The sequence below is a fragment of the Microbulbifer sp. genome (assembly GCF_051659245.1).
Taxonomy (GTDB): domain Bacteria; phylum Pseudomonadota; class Gammaproteobacteria; order Pseudomonadales; family Cellvibrionaceae; genus Microbulbifer.
Map to the genome: position 1 here is coordinate 1 of NZ_JBOFOC010000093.1, position 16,127 is coordinate 16,127.

The 16,127-nt window shown below is 63.0% G+C and carries 16 protein-coding genes and 1 pseudogene; 6 read left to right on the forward strand and 11 right to left on the reverse strand.

Annotation, left to right across the window (positions count from 1 at the left end; translation table 11 throughout):
• Positions 1 to 97 precede the first annotated feature (97 nt).
• Positions 98 to 235, reverse strand: coding sequence for a hypothetical protein (locus tag ACRC0P_RS10190; protein WP_438630499.1), 138 nt, complete (start codon positions 233 to 235; stop codon positions 98 to 100).
• 51 nt (positions 236 to 286) lie between these two features.
• Positions 287 to 490 (reverse strand): hypothetical protein, encoded by a 204-nt coding sequence (locus ACRC0P_RS10195; RefSeq protein ID WP_438630501.1) that lies wholly within the window; start codon positions 488 to 490, stop codon positions 287 to 289.
• Between the two features lie 122 nt (positions 491 to 612).
• On the opposite strand from ACRC0P_RS10195, the gene ACRC0P_RS10200 reads away from it, so the two are divergent.
• Complete coding sequence (locus tag ACRC0P_RS10200) at positions 613 to 1,914, forward strand: parallel beta-helix domain-containing protein (protein ID WP_438630503.1); 1,302 nt, start codon at positions 613 to 615, stop codon at positions 1,912 to 1,914.
• A complete protein-coding gene (locus ACRC0P_RS10205) occupies positions 1,907 to 3,040 on the forward strand; it encodes an SO2930 family diheme c-type cytochrome (protein ID WP_438630505.1) in 1,134 nt (377 codons plus the stop codon). Before ACRC0P_RS10200 ends, ACRC0P_RS10205 begins: the two co-directional genes overlap by 8 nt.
• Before the next feature lie 533 nt (positions 3,041 to 3,573).
• On the opposite strand, the pseudogene ACRC0P_RS10210 reads toward ACRC0P_RS10205, so the two are convergent.
• The 8 genes and pseudogenes from ACRC0P_RS10210 to rsxA all read right to left on the reverse strand — a co-directional run.
• A pseudogene (locus ACRC0P_RS10210) lies at positions 3,574 to 4,788 on the reverse strand (transglycosylase SLT domain-containing protein); the annotation flags it as partial.
• A gap of 70 nt (positions 4,789 to 4,858) precedes the next feature.
• Positions 4,859 to 5,563 (reverse strand): TetR/AcrR family transcriptional regulator, encoded by a 705-nt coding sequence (locus ACRC0P_RS10215; protein WP_438630507.1) that lies wholly within the window; start codon positions 5,561 to 5,563, stop codon positions 4,859 to 4,861.
• Between the two features lie 281 nt (positions 5,564 to 5,844).
• On the reverse strand, positions 5,845 to 6,558 hold the full coding sequence (locus tag ACRC0P_RS10220) for an electron transport complex subunit E (protein WP_438630509.1): 714 nt from the start codon (positions 6,556 to 6,558) through the stop codon (positions 5,845 to 5,847).
• A 2-nt stretch (positions 6,559 to 6,560) separates the two neighbouring features.
• Positions 6,561 to 7,247 (reverse strand): electron transport complex subunit RsxG, encoded by a 687-nt coding sequence (gene rsxG / locus ACRC0P_RS10225; protein ID WP_438630511.1) that lies wholly within the window; start codon positions 7,245 to 7,247, stop codon positions 6,561 to 6,563.
• On the reverse strand, positions 7,247 to 8,305 hold the full coding sequence (gene rsxD / locus ACRC0P_RS10230; RefSeq protein ID WP_438630513.1) for an electron transport complex subunit RsxD: 1,059 nt from the start codon (positions 8,303 to 8,305) through the stop codon (positions 7,247 to 7,249). The genes rsxG and rsxD overlap by 1 nt, the downstream gene beginning before the upstream one ends.
• A 145-nt stretch (positions 8,306 to 8,450) precedes the next feature.
• Positions 8,451 to 10,565, reverse strand: coding sequence for an electron transport complex subunit RsxC (rsxC, locus tag ACRC0P_RS10235; RefSeq protein ID WP_438630515.1), 2,115 nt, complete (start codon positions 10,563 to 10,565; stop codon positions 8,451 to 8,453).
• Positions 10,562 to 11,173 carry an electron transport complex subunit RsxB gene (gene rsxB / locus ACRC0P_RS10240; protein WP_438630517.1) on the reverse strand — a complete coding sequence of 204 codons (612 nt, stop codon included), beginning with the start codon at positions 11,171 to 11,173 and terminating at the stop codon, positions 10,562 to 10,564. The genes rsxC and rsxB overlap by 4 nt, the downstream gene beginning before the upstream one ends.
• Positions 11,173 to 11,748, reverse strand: coding sequence for an electron transport complex subunit RsxA (gene rsxA / locus ACRC0P_RS10245; protein WP_438630519.1), 576 nt, complete (start codon positions 11,746 to 11,748; stop codon positions 11,173 to 11,175). The genes rsxB and rsxA overlap by 1 nt, the downstream gene beginning before the upstream one ends.
• Before the next feature lie 184 nt (positions 11,749 to 11,932).
• On the opposite strand from rsxA, the gene ACRC0P_RS10250 reads away from it, so the two are divergent.
• From ACRC0P_RS10250 to ACRC0P_RS10260, 3 genes are all read left to right on the forward strand, one after another.
• Positions 11,933 to 13,117 carry an ATP-binding protein gene (locus ACRC0P_RS10250; protein ID WP_438630521.1) on the forward strand — a complete coding sequence of 395 codons (1,185 nt, stop codon included), beginning with the start codon at positions 11,933 to 11,935 and terminating at the stop codon, positions 13,115 to 13,117.
• A gap of 219 nt (positions 13,118 to 13,336) precedes the next feature.
• The gene (locus ACRC0P_RS10255) at positions 13,337 to 13,642 is read left to right on the forward strand and encodes an ArsR/SmtB family transcription factor (protein ID WP_438630523.1); all 306 of its coding nucleotides are present in this window, start codon (positions 13,337 to 13,339) and stop codon (positions 13,640 to 13,642) included.
• Positions 13,629 to 14,573 carry an alpha/beta fold hydrolase gene (locus ACRC0P_RS10260; protein ID WP_438630525.1) on the forward strand — a complete coding sequence of 315 codons (945 nt, stop codon included), beginning with the start codon at positions 13,629 to 13,631 and terminating at the stop codon, positions 14,571 to 14,573. Before ACRC0P_RS10255 ends, ACRC0P_RS10260 begins: the two co-directional genes overlap by 14 nt.
• Before the next feature lie 284 nt (positions 14,574 to 14,857).
• Here the strand turns inward: ACRC0P_RS10260 and ACRC0P_RS10265 are convergent, their stop codons facing one another.
• Complete coding sequence (locus tag ACRC0P_RS10265; protein WP_438630527.1) at positions 14,858 to 15,121, reverse strand: TIGR02647 family protein; 264 nt, start codon at positions 15,119 to 15,121, stop codon at positions 14,858 to 14,860.
• Between the two features lie 406 nt (positions 15,122 to 15,527).
• Here ACRC0P_RS10265 and ACRC0P_RS10270 point away from each other — a divergent pair, with 406 nt between their 5' ends.
• Positions 15,528 to 16,121, forward strand: coding sequence for a hypothetical protein (locus ACRC0P_RS10270; protein ID WP_438630529.1), 594 nt, complete (start codon positions 15,528 to 15,530; stop codon positions 16,119 to 16,121).
• Positions 16,122 to 16,127 lie beyond the last annotated feature (6 nt).

Below are 16,127 nucleotides of genomic sequence, written 5' to 3' on the forward strand. Positions count from 1 at the left end.
CGGCCCATGGCCGCGATCGGACTGCGCTTCGTAGCTCAGATCGATCGCGGCCATGGGCCGCTCCTACAGGGTGCCGGTTCCTATTTCAGTGCTAAAATCACGGCGTATAGCGGTATTTCAATACATAGCCATCGGCCAACTGCACCCGCTGCATCGCAGGGCTGCCCCTCTCCAGTTCAATTTCCACCAGTGACTTCACCTGCTGCGGTTCGGTATCGATGCGGTGCACGCTCATTGCGGCGATGGCCCGGTCCTCGCTGATTACCGAGTGTTCATTCTGTCCCTGTTATTTTCCGGACTTGCAGGTCACCGCAGCTTCCTGCATGGCCGCTTGCTGGCCATCGGTCGATTGGATACCATCGACGCGCTGGCAGTCACTAATTTTTTCGCAATTTAATTGGTACAAACGTACTTGTTTGGAGGCCGTCTCAGAAACGTAGCGAGCGGGTGCCTGGCGGAGCGCAAGAAGCGGCGTGTACAAGTAGTACATGAACATTCCGACCGGGCTGGCGCACCGGCGCCGCCGGACGCCGCCAGGCGCACGCGCAGTAGTTTATGAGGTGGCTTGCACTGCCGGATGGAACAACTCGAATAATTAGCAAGGAAACTATCATGAAAACCGCAGCTTATATCGGTGTGGCCCTGGCGACCGTGCTGGCCGCAGCCTGTTCCAGGGACGCGGACACTCCGAAAACCGAAGAGTCACAACCGTCGGCCTCCGCCGATTTCCAGAAACAGTTGCTCAAGCAGCTGATTTCCGCGCAGCCGGGGGATTTGATCGAAATTCCCGCCGGCCGTTTCCAGCTCAATCGCAGTTTGTCACTGAACGTGGACGGTGTGACCATCCGCGGCGCGGGCATGAATGAGAGCGTTCTCTCCTTCAAAGACCAGATTCAGGGGGCGGAGGGCCTGTTGGTGAATGCCAGCGATTTCACCATCGAGGATCTGGCCATAGAGGACGCCATCGGCGATGGGCTCAAGGTCAACGAGGGTGAGAATATTATTATTCGCAACGTCCGGGTGGAGTGGACCAACGGTCCCTCCACCGATAACGGGGCCTACGGCATTTACCCGGTGCAGACGAAGAACACCCTGGTGGAGGGCTCGGTGGCCATCGGCGCTTCCGATGCGGGTATCTATGTGGGCCAGTCGCGCAACGTGATCGTGCGCAACAACCGCGCCGAGTACAACGTGGCCGGTATTGAAATCGAAAATACCATCGGTGCCGACGTCTACCGCAATTTGGCCACCAACAACACCGGCGGCATCCTGGTGTTCAATATGCCCAACCTGCCCCAGCCGGGCCACAGTACCCGCGTTTACAACAACCGGGTGTTCGAAAACAACACCGATAATTTCGGCCACAAGGGCACACCGGTGGCCGCGGTCCCCGCCGGCTCGGGTGTGGTGATCAATTCCAACGACCTGGTGGAAATCTTCGACAACGAAATTTCCGATAACGACACCGCCAATATAATCGTCAGCAGTTATTACACCTCCGGTTACTACAGCGACAAATCCACCCAGGATGATTTCGACCCCTACCCCGAGGGCATCTATATTTACGGCAACCAATTCAGTGGCGGCGGCCAGTCCCCGGATCACCTGAAACTGAAGGCGCTGAAACTGGCCGAGTTCGGACTGGGCGGCAGCCTGCCGGATATTTTGTGGGACGGCGTGGTGAATCCGGAAAAGTTGGTGGACGGCGAATTGCCCGAGAAACTCCGGGTGTGCGTCGACAACGGAGACGCCGGTATCGTCAATGTGGACGCCGCCAACGACTTCAAAAATATCTCCACCGATATAGCCCCGCACCGCTGCAGCCTGAAAAAACTGCCGCGGATAGTGCTGGATTTCGACAGCCCGGCCGGCGAGGGGGATGAAATCGCACAAGCCGAGGCCGCCGATGCGTAAGCTGTTTGGAGGTGCGATGCTGGCCCTGGCGCTCGCAGGGTGCGAAGCGCCCCGCGAGCAGGTGACCATCCACGGCCGCGATGCGGTGCCGGAGCGGCTGGGCGACTGGCATATCGTGGAAGTGATCGACGGCGAGCTGTCCCTCAACGCCGGCGTCACTCCCTACGACCTGAACACCCAGCTGTTTACCGACTACGCCCACAAGCTGCGCACCGTATGGATGCCCGCGGGCAGCTCCGCCCGCTACGCCGAGGAGGCCTTCGATTACCCGGTGGGCACGGTGCTGAGCAAAACCTTTTATTACCCGAAAGCCGGGGGCGGAGGGATGTTGCGCACCGCGGACCAGAGCGCGGACTTTTCCCGTTCGGGGCTGGACCTGGACAATGTGCAGCTGGTGGAAACCCGCCTGCTGGTGAAACGCGAGGACGGCTGGCAGGCACTGCCCTACGTGTGGAATGCGGAGCAGACGCAAGCCACACTGGAAATCGCCGGCGACGCCATCCCCATGCAACTGGTCGACGGGGAAGGCGGCAGCAATGCCTTTACCTATGTGGTGCCGGATGCCAATCAGTGCGCCGGCTGCCACGCGGACAATCACACCAACAAGGCGATCCGCCCGCTGGGCCCGCGCGCTCGCCACCTGAACAAGGAGTACACCCACAAACTGGGCAGTTACGCCGAGGGTGCGCAGAACCAGTTGTTGCACTGGCAGCAGATCGGCTATCTCAGCGGCCTGCCGGAGTTCGCCGCCATACCGCGCAATGCCAGTTACTCGGATAGCGGGTTCCCGCTCGAGGAGCGCGCCCGCGCCTACCTGGACATCAACTGTGGCCACTGCCACAACCCGGCGGGTCCGGCGGACACCTCCGGGCTGATGCTGCACAGGGCCGAACAGGACCTGCGCCGCCTGGGGCTGTGCAAGCCCCCGGTGGCCGCCGGCACCGGCAGCGGCAACCGCCGCTTTGCCGTAGTGCCCGGCCACCCGGAAGAATCGATCCTGAGTTTCCGCGTGGAGTCCACCGACCCGGGGGCGATGATGCCGGAGTTGGGGCGCAGTCTGGTGCACGAGGAGGGTGTGGCGCTGCTGCGCGAGTGGATTGCGGGTATGCCGGGGGACTGCCTGTAGGAGCGGGCCATGCCCGCGATCGATCTGTGGATTCGACCACCGCCGCTGATTCGCGCCGTCCATGGCGCCACCCTTCGGGCGCCCGCGGCGTCCAAATCGGCTATCCTGCCGATTTGTCGCGGGCATGGCCCGCTCCTACAAGTGCGCTTCCCGGGTTCTGGGTGGGCATCCGGCAAGTTCGTTGGATGGGCAAAGCGCAGCGTGCCCATCAATGCCTGCTCACCCCAACAGTCCCCTCTCCCCCTTGGGGGAGAGGGGAGCCGGTCAGTGCCCCCTCCCCCGCAAGCGAGAGAGGGGAGAGTAGTTACGTTAATTGTTAATTGGTCATTGGCCCTGCGATGGGCATCCAACAGCGCCGCGTAGAAGTGAAAGCGGGCCTCGATCCTGCGCACGTAGTCCACCGGCTCCCGGCCGCGGGCGTAGCCGTAGCGGGCTTTTCGGTAGTATTTGCGCTGCGATAGCAGCAGCATGGCTTTTTCCACATTGCCGAACCACACCTTGCGGTCCCAGCCCATCTCCTCCGCCAGGTCTTTGGCGTCGTACACATGGCCGGGCCCGGCGCTGTAGGCGGCGAGGGTGAACCACATGGTATTTTCCGGGCCGGTGGCATCCCGGCCTTTGAATTTGTCGTGCAGCCATTTCAGGTATTTCAAACCCGCGCGCACCCCGGTCTCCGGATCGTACAGGTTTTCCCCCACCTGCCTGCCGGGGGGCGGCATTACCTGCAACAGCCCGCGGGTGCCAACCCAGGATTTGGCCCTGGGGTTGAAACCGCTCTCCTGGAATATCTGCGCCACCACCAGCCGCCAGTCGAAGCCGTAGTCCCCGGCATATTTCCGCACCAACCGGTCGTAGGGGGAAATATGTCCCTCTGCGGTCAGCTCGGTAATTTCCGGGCGCGTGTGTCTGGGGGAATCGAAATATTTTTTGCTCAGCTCTTTAGCGGCCGCGGTTTCTCTGTGGCCAAAAAATTCGTTTACCGCGGCCAGCAGTTCGGGATTCTTCCCGCGCATCAGCCAGGCGTAGTCGTCGGTCGCCAGTTTCAGGGCGAAGTGAATGTCGTCGCGCCAGCGGCGCTCCAGTTTCACTGTGACCTCGTCGACCAGGGCCAGGTCGTAGTCGCCCTTGGCCACCTTGTCGATAATCTGCCGGCTGCTCATGGTTTCCGGTGCCAGTTCCATTTCGATTCCGGGGACCTTTCGTCGCAGCTTCTTCAAAGCGTCATGCTGGCTACTGGACTGACGCACATACACGGTGCGGCCAGAGAGAGCTTCCGGGCTTTTGATACCGTCGCCCTTGCGCGCCACGATGCCGCTCCCGCCGCTCAGGTAGGAATCGGAAAAAGCGATTCCCTTTTGTTTCCCGCGACCGGCCACCGGGAACAGGCCGGCGGCGACGTCCGCCCTGCCGGTATTGAGATATTCGATGAAGTCGTCGCGCTCCGCTGCGACGATAATCTCCAGCCGCAGGCCCAGGCTCCCGGTGAACTCTTTCAACATTTCATATTCGTAGCCGAGCAGCCGGCCCTTCCACATAAAATAAGAGCCGGGTGAGTTGCGGGTTACCGCGCGCAGGACCCCGCGCTCCCGGATCTTATCCAGGTCGCCGGTTTCCCGGTCGCGCTCGCAGCCGGTGGCGATGCATAGCAGGGCGGTGAGCAGGGTGCAGAGGATTCGCGGGGCGGGGGACATTGAGAGACCCGTACGGCTTTCGCTAATGACCCCGTAAGCGTAGTAGGAGCGGGCCATGTCCGCGATCGGTTGTGGATTCAACCACCGTGGATCGCGGGCATGGCCCGCTCCTACAAGGGGGGGAGGCTCAGGCCCGGACGGCCTCCGCCACCGGGAGGGTGGCGGGGATCAGGCCGCGGATCATCATGGTGACCGAGCGTTCCAGCAGCGGCGAGTCGATGGTGATGGCGCCGCTGAGGATCTGGTATTCCAGGTTGAGGATGGTCCCGTGTACGATCTGCGCCGCCGCCAGGGGATCGGCGAGTTCGAACAGCTCGAAAAAATCCTGGATCAGCGCCTCATTGGCCGAGTTGGCCATGCGGATGACGCGGGTCAGTTGCTCGTTGCGCAGGGCCTCGTTGCGAAATGCCAGTTCGATCAGGCGGTAGTCGCGGTTGCCGGCCTGGGCGCGGATATGGGAGAGAATAAAGCGGGTCAGCTGCTGGGTAAGCAGCTTGCGCCCGGCGCTCGTGGCGCGCTCTTCCGGAGTGAGGCGGCGGGCGGCGGTGAAGCTGCTTTCCTGCAACTGGCGGGTGTGCTCCAGCCCCTGTTCCACAAAGTAAGTGAAGGCGTCGCTGATCAGGTCGTTCAGGTCTTTGAAATAGTAGGTGGTGGCAGCCAGTGGTACCGATGCCTCGCGGGCCACGGCGCGGTGGCGGATACCGCGAATGCCCTCCCTGACGATCAGCCGCAGGGCAGCCTCGAGGATGGCTTTGCGGCGTTGGCGGCTGTCCGAGCGCTGGGCCCGGCGTCCATGATAAACCAGTTCAGACTTTCCATTGTCCACTCTCATAGCGTTATTCCCTGCTTTTATTTTCGGTCGCCGATCAAACTTCGGAACGGAAGCCCCATTCTAGCGAAATAGTTGTAAATGGCCACCGCTGCGGCAAGGAACGCTGTGCCAAAAAGTTTTTACAGCGGAGGAGTTCGGCACGGACCTTGTAGGAGCGGCGGGGCGGCCGTCCGCCCATGGCCGCGATCGATCTCTCTACGTAGCCGATACCGATCGCGGGCATGGCCCGCTCCTACAGGGAACGGTGCGCGCGGCGCACCTTACCAGTCCGGGTCCAGGGATCAGGTGATCTTGCCGGTGGTGCGCACCCGCTTGGCGCCGGGCACGATTCTGACCTGCTGGCTGCGGCGGCGTTCGATGTGGTTGTCGATGGCGTTTTTGGCCGCGATCAACAGGCCCGCCACCAGGAAGGCGCCGGGGGGCAGCACCGCGGCCAGGAAGCCCGGGTAGTCGGCGCCCAGCACCGGGATCACCCACTCCTTGGCGGAGGGCCAGAGCAGCAGGTCCATATCCGCAAACAGCGTGCCCTGGCCGAGCACCTCGCGGATGGCGCCGATCACAATCAGCACCGCGGTAAATCCCACGCCCATCATAAAACCGTCCACCAGCGAGGGCAGCACCGGGTTTTTGCTGGCGAAGGCGTCCGCGCGGCCGAGGATGGCGCAGTTGGTGACGATCAGCGGAATAAAAATTCCCAGCACCAGGTAGAGCTCATAGGTAAAGGCCTTCATCAGCAGCTCGGCGCAGGTGACGAAGGTGGCGATAATCATCACCGAGGCGGGCAGGCGCACCGCTTCCGGCATCTGCCGGCGCACCAGCGACACCGCCAGGTTGGAACAGGTGAGCACGCCGGTGGTGGCCAGGCCCAGGCCGATGGCGTTCACCACCGAGCCGGTCACCGCCAGCAGCGGGCACAGGCCCAGCAACTGCACCAGCGCCGGATTGTTGCTCCACAGGCCGTTGCGGGTGATCTCTCCGTATTCGGGGTTTGCCATTATTATTCGCCCTCCGTCCCGGGCTCCGTTGCCTGCGATTCCACTTCCACCGCCTGTCCGGACGGCGGCACGCTGAAAATTTCCTCGCGGTGTTCGGCGACAAAGTCCAGCACTGTGCGCACCTGGTTTACCACCGCGCGCGGGGTGATGGTGGCACCGGTAAACTGGTCGAAGGCGCCGCCGTCTTTCTGTACTTTCCACTGGTCCCGCGGCGGGTTCTGCAGCGACTGGCCGTTGAACGACAGTATCCAGTCGCTCTTCTTCAGGTCCACCTTGTCCCCCAGCCCCGGGGTTTCGCTGTGACTGGTGACGCGCACCCCGGCGACGGTGCCGTCGCGGTTTACCCCCACCAGCAGCGCGATGGGGCCGGAGTAGCCGTCCGGCGCCACCGAGGGAATGATCACCGCGAAGACGCCGCCGTCCTCCTCCCGCGCCAGATTGATAGTGCCGCCGTTGGGCAGGTTCAGCATCTCCCAGTAGCGCTTGGGGATCGTATAGGTATCCAGCAGCAGGTCGTTGCTGTGGCGCTCGAGGGGAATAATTTCCAGCAGCGCCTTGGCAGCGGCCTGGCGGACCGCCCGTTCGATGGGCTCGCGGGTGACGATCTGGGTCACCGCCAGGGTGCCGGCGGTGATCAGCGCGAACAGCGTCAGGATCAGGCCGTTGCCGATTACCGATCGCTTCAGCATCACCGCTCCTCCAACTCAGTGGCCCGCCGCGGCGCCTTGTGGCCGTAGGTGCGCGGCACCGTGTAGTTGTCGATGGTGGGCGCGGCGAAATTCATCAGCAGCACCGCGAAAGCCACCGCATCCGGGTAGGTGCCCCAGGCGCGGATCACATAGGTGAGAAGCCCCACCCCGGCGCCGAAAATCAACCGCCCCCAATTACTGGTGGCACCGCTGATCGGGTCGGTAACGATAAAAAACGCCCCGAGCATGGTGGCCCCGGAAAACAGGTGCAGCATCGGCGAGCCCTCGGAGAGGGAACTGCCGCTGTCGTAGAACAGCAGCGACAGCAGCGCCAGAGTGGCGAGCATGGCCACCGGCGCGTGCCAGGTGATGATGCGTCGGAACAGCAGGAAAAGCCCGCCCAGCAGAAAGCCGAAATTCACCGTCTCCCAGCCCAGCCCGGCGATGGTCCCCATGTTGAAGACCGGCTCCATCTCGTACACCTGCGACAGCAGCACCGACTCGTTGAGTCGCACCACTTCCAACGGCGTGGCGCGGGTGAAGCCGTCCACGTTGTAGCCGCCGAAACCGAACACCAGGCCAAGAGCCTCGTCGATACCGGGCGCACCGTAGATGAGTTCCGCGGGCCCCACCCAGCGGGTCATGGCCACCGGGAAACTGATCAGCAGCACCACGTAGCCCACCATCGCCGGATTGAAGGGGTTGTAGCCCATACCGCCGTACAAATGCTTCGCCAGCACGATGGCCACGGCAGTGCCCACCACCGGCAGCCACCAGGCGCAATAGGGCGGCAGCGCAATGCCCAGCAGCAGCGCGGTGACAAAGGCACTGCCGTCCTTGAGATAGAAAGCCACCGGGCGGCTGCGCAGCTTCATCACCGCCGCCTCGCAGGCCAGCGCGGTGGCGGTGCACAGCAGGATATTGATCAGCACGCCGATGCCGAAATAGATCACCAGCGCCAGCACCCCGGGAACCGTGGCCGCGGCCACCTGCAGCATGACCTTGGTGGTGCTCTCGCCGGAGCGGGCATGGGGGGAGGTGGCGCGCATCAGTGCCATCGGCTCACCCCCGCAATCGGAGCTCTTTCCCTTGTAGGAGCCTGCTTGCAGGCGAACGCGAGCGCTTTAGCGCTCGCGAGGAAGTGCTCCCAAGTTGAGGGGGAGCACCATTCGCCTGCAAGCAGGCTCCTACAAAACAAGTGCATTAGTTCTGATCCCCTGCCGACTGCTGCTCGCGCATTTTCTCTTCCAGCTTCTTCTGCATTTTTTCCAGCGCGGTTTCAAAAGCGCCCACATTGCTGTCATCCTCCGCGCGGGCTTTTTCCAGCCGCGCTTCGGCCTTTTTCACACGCGCCTTGAGGGCGTCGATATCCGCCGCCAGTTTGTCCGCATCGCTCATACTGGCGCGGGCCGCGGCGGCGGCCTTGGCTTTTTCGATGGCGTTCTGCGCCTTGCTCTTTTCCGCGCTTTCCGCCGGCGCCGCGCCGGCTTTTTCTTCGGCCTGGGCCAGTTTCTGCCGCGCTTCCCGCAGGCGGATTTCCGCCTCCTTCAGTTGCGCCGCCAATTGGCCGCGCTGGCTCTCCTCCGCGGCCTCGAGTTTTTTCTGCATGCGCTCCACCCGCTGCTCGGCACTGCTGAGCGCGCGCTGGGCGCGGGCCAGCTGTTGTTCCGGAGAGGCCTGTTTGGCTTTCACCCGCGCCAGCGCGGCGGCCACCACATCGGCCTCCTGCTGTGCGGATTTGGCTTCCGGGGAGCCGGCGTTCTCTTCCCGCTGCTTGCGCGCCAGTTCCGCGGCTTTGCGGCGCTCCTCGCGCTTGGCTTCCTTTTCCTTCTCGGCTTTTTCCAGGCGCAGCTTGCGGAACTCGAAGCGCTCGCGGGCGCGATCGGATTTTTCCTTCTCCGCCTCGGCGATGCGGATATCGCCCTTGGCGGCGCGGTAATACTGCACCAGCGGAATGGTGCTGGGGCACACATAGGAACAGGCGCCGCACTCGATACAGTCGAACAGGTTGTAGGCCTGCAGTTTTTCCCGATCGTCCACCCGCGCATACCAGTACAGCTGTTGCGGCAGCAGAGACGCGGGGCACACCTCGGCGCAGAAGCCGCAGCGGATACACGCCTGGGCCGGCGGCGCCGGCGGCAGTTCCTCATCCGTGGGCACCAGGATGCAGTTGGTGGTCTTGATCACCGGCGTACTGTCGTCGTCGATGGTGTAGCCCATCATGGGGCCGCCGATCACGATGCGCTGCATCAGACCCCTGTGGGCGCCGTGGTGTTTGAGAATATGGCGGATGGGGGTGCCCAGGGGCACTTCGATATTGCGCTGCCGCTCCAGCGCCCGGCCCACCACCGTGGTCACCCGGCTGATCAGCGGTTCGCCGAAACGGATCGCCCGGTACACCGCGCGCGCGGTGCCCACGTTCTGGCAGATAACCCCGATATTGGCGGGCAGCCCCCGGTTGGGCACCTCGCGCCCGGTGAGTATCTGGATCAGCTGTTTCTCGCCGCCGGAGGGGTATTTGGTGGGCAGCACCACAATATCGATGCGGCTGTCTTCGGCGGCCGCGCGCATCGCCATGATGGCCTCGGGCTTGTTGTCCTCGATGCCGATCAGCACCCGCTCCGGCTCGTCGAGTATATAGGCGAGGATCTTCACCCCGGCGATGATTTCCTCCGCGCGCTCGCGCATCAGCATATCGTCGGCGGTGATGTAGGGCTCGCACTCGGCGCCGTTGATCAGCAGCGTATCGATCTCGGCGCCGCCGTGGGGGTCCAGCTTGACCTCGGTGGGGAAGCCGGAACCGCCCATACCGGCGATACCGCATTCGCGGATCTTTTCCAACAGATCCACCGGCTCCTCACCGCGGAAATCCTCGCAGGGGATCAGATCGCACCAGCGCTCCTCGCCATCGGTGCGGATCACGATACTGTCCGCCGGCATACCGGAGGGGTGGGGCACCGCGCAGGGCTCTATCGCCATTACCTTGCCGGAGCTGGGGGCGTGCACCGGGCAGCTGATCAGGCCGTCCGCCTCGGCGATCTTCTGGCCCTTCATCACGTATTCGCCCAGCTTCACCAGCGGCATCGCGGTGCCGCCCACATGCTGGTTCAGCGGTACAACTAAATCCTCCGCCAGCGGAATGCTGCCGATGGGCTCGCCGGTGGACTGGTGCTTGTTCTCCGGCGGGTGAACCCCGCCGGGAAAATCGTAAAGCTTCAGCGCGCGTGCCTTCTCCCGCGCCTGGTCGCTGGCGATCAACTGCGCCTCGCGGGCCGCGCGGCGCTCGCGGGCGGACTCTGTTTCCTGCTCCGGGCTCAAGCTGCGTCCCTCTTGTTTCCGGACTGCGGGCGGTCGCTGGCGATCAGGTCGATTCCCTCCTCGGGTTTCTCCGGGTGCCAGTCGGCGAGGGAAGCCTCCCGCGGCACCATATCGATACAGTCCACCGGGCAGGGGTCCACGCACAGGTCGCAGCCGGTGCACTCGTCCACAATCACCGTGTGCATATATTTGGCCGCGCCGGCAATGGCGTCCACCGGGCAGGCCTGGATGCACTTGGTGCAGCCGATGCACTCCGCCTCGCGGATAAACGCCACCATCTCCACGGCTTTTTCCGTGCCGTGCTCCGCGTCCAGGGGCACGGGCTCCATATCCAGCAGGTTGGCCAGATCGTTGATGGTGGCCTGGCCGCCGGGGGGGCATTTATTGATGGCATCGCCGTGCACTATCGCCTCGGCGTAGGGCCGGCAGCCGGGGTAGCCGCACTGGCCGCACTGGGTCTGCGGCAGCAACTCGTCCACCTGGTCCACCAGCGGGTCCCCCTCCACCTTGAAGCGCACCGCGGCAAAGCCCAGCAGTGCGCCGAAGGCCAGCGACATGCCGCCGAGCACCAGCAGGGGGGTGGAAATTTCAGAGAGCCACTGCCACATCAGACCAACCCGCTAAAGCCCATAAACGCCAGTGACATCAGCCCGGCGGTGACCATGCCGATGGCCGCGCCCTTGAACGGCAGCGGCACATCCGCGGCGGCCAGCCGCTCGCGCATGGAGGAAAACAGGATCAGCACCAGGGAAAAGCCCACCGCCGCGCCGAAGCCGTAGAGAGTGGACTGCACAAAGGTGTGCGCCTTGATGGTGTTCTGCAGCGCGACCCCGAGAACCGCGCAATTGGTGGTGATCAGCGGCAGGAAGACCCCCAGCACCCGATACATCAGCGGGCTGGTCTTCTCGATAAACATGCGTGCGAACTGCACCACCACCGCGATCACCAATATAAAGGAGATGGTGCGCAGGTATTCGATGCCGAAGGGCTCCAGCAGGTAGGTGTTCACCAGGTAGGAGCAGATGGACGCCAGCGTCAGCACAAAAGTGGTCGCCCCCGCCATCCCCACGGCCGTCTCCAGCTTGTTGGAGACCCCCATAAAAGGACACAGGCCCAGGAACTGCACCAACACATAGTTGTTGACCAGAATGGTACTGAGCAGGATGACGGCGAATTCGCTCATGGTTCTCCGGGGGTTGGGGCGGCACTGGCAAAGCCTAGCAGGCACCCCCTGCCCCCCTCCCCCGCTTGCGGGGGAGGGGGTGGGGGGAGGGGGCGCCGCGCAGGGTCGCTATTATGGGTGAGCCCTCTGGTGCCTTCAAGCTATCAACCTTGCAAATCTGGAATTTCATGCCAGAATCGCAAGGATGATACCTCGCCACAAACAACAGCTCCTTACCCAACGCCTGGACCAGTTTCCCGCCGTGGCCCTGCTCGGGCCTCGCCAGGCGGGCAAGACCACACTCGCGGAGCAGATCGCGGAAGGGCGCCCGAGCCTCTATCTCGACCTGGAGTCTCCCCGGGACCGGGACAAGCTGACCGACCCGGAACTCTACCTCTCCGCCCATGAAGACAAGCTGGTGATCCTGGACGAAGTCCAGCGGATGCCGGAACTGTTCCAGGCATTGCGCGGGCTGATCGACCGCGGGCGCCGGCGCGGCCTGCGCAGCGGCCGCTTCCTGCTGCTGGGCTCCGCCTCCATGAACCTGCTGCGTCAGTCCGGGGAAAGCCTGGCCGGCCGCATCGCCTATGTCGAACTGGAGCCCCTGAGCCTGCGGGAGGTGCCCGCCGAGTCCGTGGGAAAGCTGTGGCTGCGGGGCGGTTTCCCGGATAGCTTTCTCGCCCGGGATGACGACGCCAGCGCCATCTGGAGGGAGAATTTTATCCGCACTTACCTGGAGCGGGACATCCCCATGTTGGGGCCGCGCATTCCAGCGGAGACGCTGCGCCGTTTCTGGACCATGCTGGCGCACGGCCAGGGAGGGTTGTTCAATGCCGCACAGCTGGCGCGGGGGCTGGGGGTGGACGGCAAGACAGCGGCGCGCTACCTGGATTTACTGGTGGACCTGCTGCTGGTGCGCCGGCTTCAGCCGATGCATGCCAACGTAAGCAAACGCCTGATCAAATCCCCGAAAGTCTACGTGCGCGATAGCGGCCTGGTGCACGCCCTACTCGGGCTGGACAGCCGGGAAGCGGTGCTCGGGCACCCGGTTGCCGGCGGCAGTTGGGAGGGATTCGTGCTGGAGAACCTGCTGACAGCCGCTCCCGAACGCAGTGAAGCCTATTTCTACCGCACCGCGGCCGGTGCCGAGATAGACCTGTTGCTCAAACTACCGGGCGGGCATCTGTGGGCAGTGGAAATAAAACGCGGGCTCTCGCCCAGGCCGGAAAGAGGTTTTCACCAGGCGCGGGCGGACCTGCAACCCCAGCGCAGTTTCGTGGCCTACTCCGGAGAAGAGCGCTATCCGCTGGCCCCGGATGTGGAGGCAATAGGTGTGCGGGAACTGGCCGGATTGTTGGCCGGGCTTGAGAGTCATCCGCAAGAGATTTGATACTTGCGACCGTAGGGTGCGCCGTGCGCACCGGGATGCCTGAAACCTGCACGGGTCCTGATCGGTGTGCGCGCACCCTCCGAGGTTGATGCCCACGCTGATCGGGCGAGGAAGGAGCGTCGCTTCGAAGATCTGGCAGACATGCCTGTGGCCGTGCAGTGAGCACGCCTCCATTCAATGCATTGACTTATAGCTAAATAGCGATGTATTTTTGTCTGCATGACCGACCGACTTGAACAATCCAAAGCGCTGGCGAACGAAGCGCGGCTCTCGATCCTGGAATGGCTGTCTGATCCCGACGCACATTTTTCGGACCAGGTTACCGGCAAGCCGTCTGAAATAGGTGTCTGCGTCACTCTTCTGACGGACAAGCTGGGAATGGCGCAACCTACAGTGAGCCGGCATCTTGAGTTGCTGCGTCGCGCCGGTTTTTTGACCGTGAACAAGATCGGCCGCTGGTCCTTTTTCCAGCGCGACGAAGCAGCTGTTGTCGAATACAAGGAGTGGATCAATGAACATCTTTGAAGAAGCCGATGCGCAGCTGTTGCCGGGTTTCGAACGGAGGTTCATTGATGTTGACGGCAATCTTGTTCTTGCGCTGACCGCCGGCGACGGGCCGCCGCTGCTCTTACTGCACGGCGACCCACAAACCCATTTGTGTTGGCACCATCTGGCCCCAAAGCTGACCGACAGATTTACCGTTGTCCTGACCGACCTGCGAGGGCGCGGAGAGAGCCACAAACCCGGCCATAACAAACTCCGGAACGCCTATACCAATCGGGACATGGCACAGGAGCAACTCGCTGTCATGCGCGCCCTGGGCTATGACAGGTTCTCACTTGTCGCTCATGACAGGGGCGCGCGGGTCGCGCGACGATTGACGCTGGATTACCCCGACGCTGTTTCGCAGCTCGTGGTAATGGATATCATTCCAGCATTGGACTTCTACGAGAATTCCAATGCGGAGATTGCCCAGGACTACTTCTACTTTTCGTTCCTCACCCAGGATTATCCCGTGCCGGAACGGCTGATTGCCGGCGACCCCGACGGATTTCTGAGGCTTATTCTGATGGGGCTTTCGGATCGGGCCGTTCGCTATGACCAACTCGCCCTCAAAGCCTATTTGACGGCCAACACCACGCCGGAAGCCATTACCGCGATGTGTGAATCTTTTCGGGCCGGATACCACATCGACCGGGGGATCGACCGGGAAGATCGAACGAGCGGGAAGAAGATCACATGTCCCACACTTGTCATGTGGGGAGAGCGTGGAGTGGTGGGAAAACACTTTGACGTGCAGCGCATATGGCGAGCCTGGTGCTCGCAACCTCAATTCACGCCCATATCGAGCGGACACTTCATAGCGGAAGAGGCGCCGGACGACACCCTGTCTGCGTTGAACGCATTCTTGACTCTCGGGGGAGGTAGGGTGCGCCGTGCGCACCAGGGAGGCTGAAGCCCGCACCAGCTCCCATCCGGTGCGCATGGCGCACCCTACACCGGTATGCAGACAGTGTCCGAACTCCGAAACTTGAGTTGGCTATGCCTGAACGATGAGTCCGATGTGCCGAAAACTTTCATCACCTGTGCGATCACAGGGGCCGGAGGCGGCCACAAGCGCACGTGAAACAGCGCCTCCGCACTCGGGGGGCAGGGAACTGATGAGCGCGCGGTCGCGATGTGCCAGCCGGATGACCGGGAGGAAAAGACACCGGGCCGCCCGGGCGGGGGCACAAACCGCTAGCGCGGCTCCGGACCGGCGGCGTTCGGCTCGGTGGTGAGAATAGTCATGAGCGTCTGGGCGTGCTCGGCGGCGTCGTGGCCCAGACCGGTGAGATAGCCGCCGTCGGCCTGGGTGACCAGGCCCTTGTCGTGCAGGCGCCGGGTCGCCGCGATGGCACCGGACGCGGCGGTGGAATGCACCTTGATACCTTCCTGGGTGGTGTTGAGGTTGAACAAGGTAAGGACTTCCAGTTCTTCGATCAGCTCCGGGGTCAATTTCATGTTCGGAATCCTGCTGCGTGGCGGCGACCTATCGTTTGTACCGCCACTGTTCCCGGCTGTCCAGCCTTCTTGGCAGCTGAAGCGCTACAGCTAAGGGCTGTGGAGCCACGCGGCCAGTTCCCTCACACTTCTTCCTAATGTGCTACATCTGGCTCCCCTCTCCCCTCCGGGGAGAGGGGTTGGGGGAGAGGGGGTACCCGTTGAGCGCCGGGTGCCTTCAACACGGCTCGGTGTTGCGAATGCCGCTTTCAGATGCTTGCCCGCTCGATTCAAAGTCCATACGGCCTCTCGTTCGGCTGCCGGCAGACTATCAATTGCATCACGGGCAATGAAGCAAATTTTGACTTGACACTGGTTTGGTTGTGAGTAGATCATCAGTGCATCATTGATAATGAAGAGAATAAAGTTGCAGCTCAAGCAAGTCGCAACCATCAGCGCCGGCTACCCGTTTCGGGGCAGGATCTCCGAAGTGGCGGGCTCCGGCGTGGTTGCGGTACAGATGAAGGACGTATCCGAAGCCGGGGGGGTCAATTGGGTCGGCTGCACCGAAACCGAACTGGCCGGCAGGCGTGAGCCGGATTGGCTGCGCCCCGGCGATATCCTGTTCGCCGCCCGCGGCAGCCGCAACTATGCGGCACAGGTGTGCTGGCCTGTGGATATGCCGGAACCCCGTGCCGTTGCCGCTCCCCACTTCTTTGTAATTCGCACACAGGCAAACCGGGTGATGCCGGCCTACCTGGCCTGGCTGCTGAACCAGGCGCCCTGCCAGCGCTATTTCGAGCAGCAGGCCGAGGGCAGCCTTACCAAGAGCATCCGCCGCAGCCTTCTCGAGCAGACCCCTGTGGTTCTGCCTTCAATCGCCCGCCAGCGCGCCATTATCGGTCTGGCCGATGCCTTGCGGCGGGAGCGTCAACTGTTGGAGCAGCGGCTGCGCACCGGCGAGCGCCTTTCCCGCGCCATTGCCAGCGACTTGTTTCGCGACCAGGGAGATGAGCCATGAGCCCCA

What these genes read in the sequence shown, in the direction of transcription:
- ACRC0P_RS10190 (WP_438630499.1), bottom strand. Translation starts at nt 235, where the DNA reads ATGAGCGTGCACCGCATCGATACCGAACCGCAGCAGGTGAAGTCACTG.
- ACRC0P_RS10195 (WP_438630501.1), bottom strand. Translation starts at nt 490, where the DNA reads ATGTACTACTTGTACACGCCGCTTCTTGCGCTCCGCCAGGCACCCGCT.
- ACRC0P_RS10200 (WP_438630503.1), top strand. Translation starts at nt 613, where the DNA reads ATGAAAACCGCAGCTTATATCGGTGTGGCCCTGGCGACCGTGCTGGCC.
- ACRC0P_RS10205 (WP_438630505.1), top strand. Translation starts at nt 1,907, where the DNA reads ATGCGTAAGCTGTTTGGAGGTGCGATGCTGGCCCTGGCGCTCGCAGGG.
- ACRC0P_RS10215 (WP_438630507.1), bottom strand. Translation starts at nt 5,563, where the DNA reads ATGAGAGTGGACAATGGAAAGTCTGAACTGGTTTATCATGGACGCCGG.
- ACRC0P_RS10220 (WP_438630509.1), bottom strand. Translation starts at nt 6,558, where the DNA reads ATGGCAAACCCCGAATACGGAGAGATCACCCGCAACGGCCTGTGGAGC.
- rsxG (WP_438630511.1), bottom strand. Translation starts at nt 7,247, where the DNA reads ATGCTGAAGCGATCGGTAATCGGCAACGGCCTGATCCTGACGCTGTTC.
- rsxD (WP_438630513.1), bottom strand. Translation starts at nt 8,305, where the DNA reads ATGGCACTGATGCGCGCCACCTCCCCCCATGCCCGCTCCGGCGAGAGC.
- rsxB (WP_438630517.1), bottom strand. Translation starts at nt 11,173, where the DNA reads ATGTGGCAGTGGCTCTCTGAAATTTCCACCCCCCTGCTGGTGCTCGGC.
- rsxA (WP_438630519.1), bottom strand. Translation starts at nt 11,748, where the DNA reads ATGAGCGAATTCGCCGTCATCCTGCTCAGTACCATTCTGGTCAACAAC.
- ACRC0P_RS10250 (WP_438630521.1), top strand. Translation starts at nt 11,933, where the DNA reads ATGATACCTCGCCACAAACAACAGCTCCTTACCCAACGCCTGGACCAG.
- ACRC0P_RS10255 (WP_438630523.1), top strand. Translation starts at nt 13,337, where the DNA reads ATGACCGACCGACTTGAACAATCCAAAGCGCTGGCGAACGAAGCGCGG.
- ACRC0P_RS10260 (WP_438630525.1), top strand. Translation starts at nt 13,629, where the DNA reads ATGAACATCTTTGAAGAAGCCGATGCGCAGCTGTTGCCGGGTTTCGAA.
- ACRC0P_RS10265 (WP_438630527.1), bottom strand. Translation starts at nt 15,121, where the DNA reads ATGAAATTGACCCCGGAGCTGATCGAAGAACTGGAAGTCCTTACCTTG.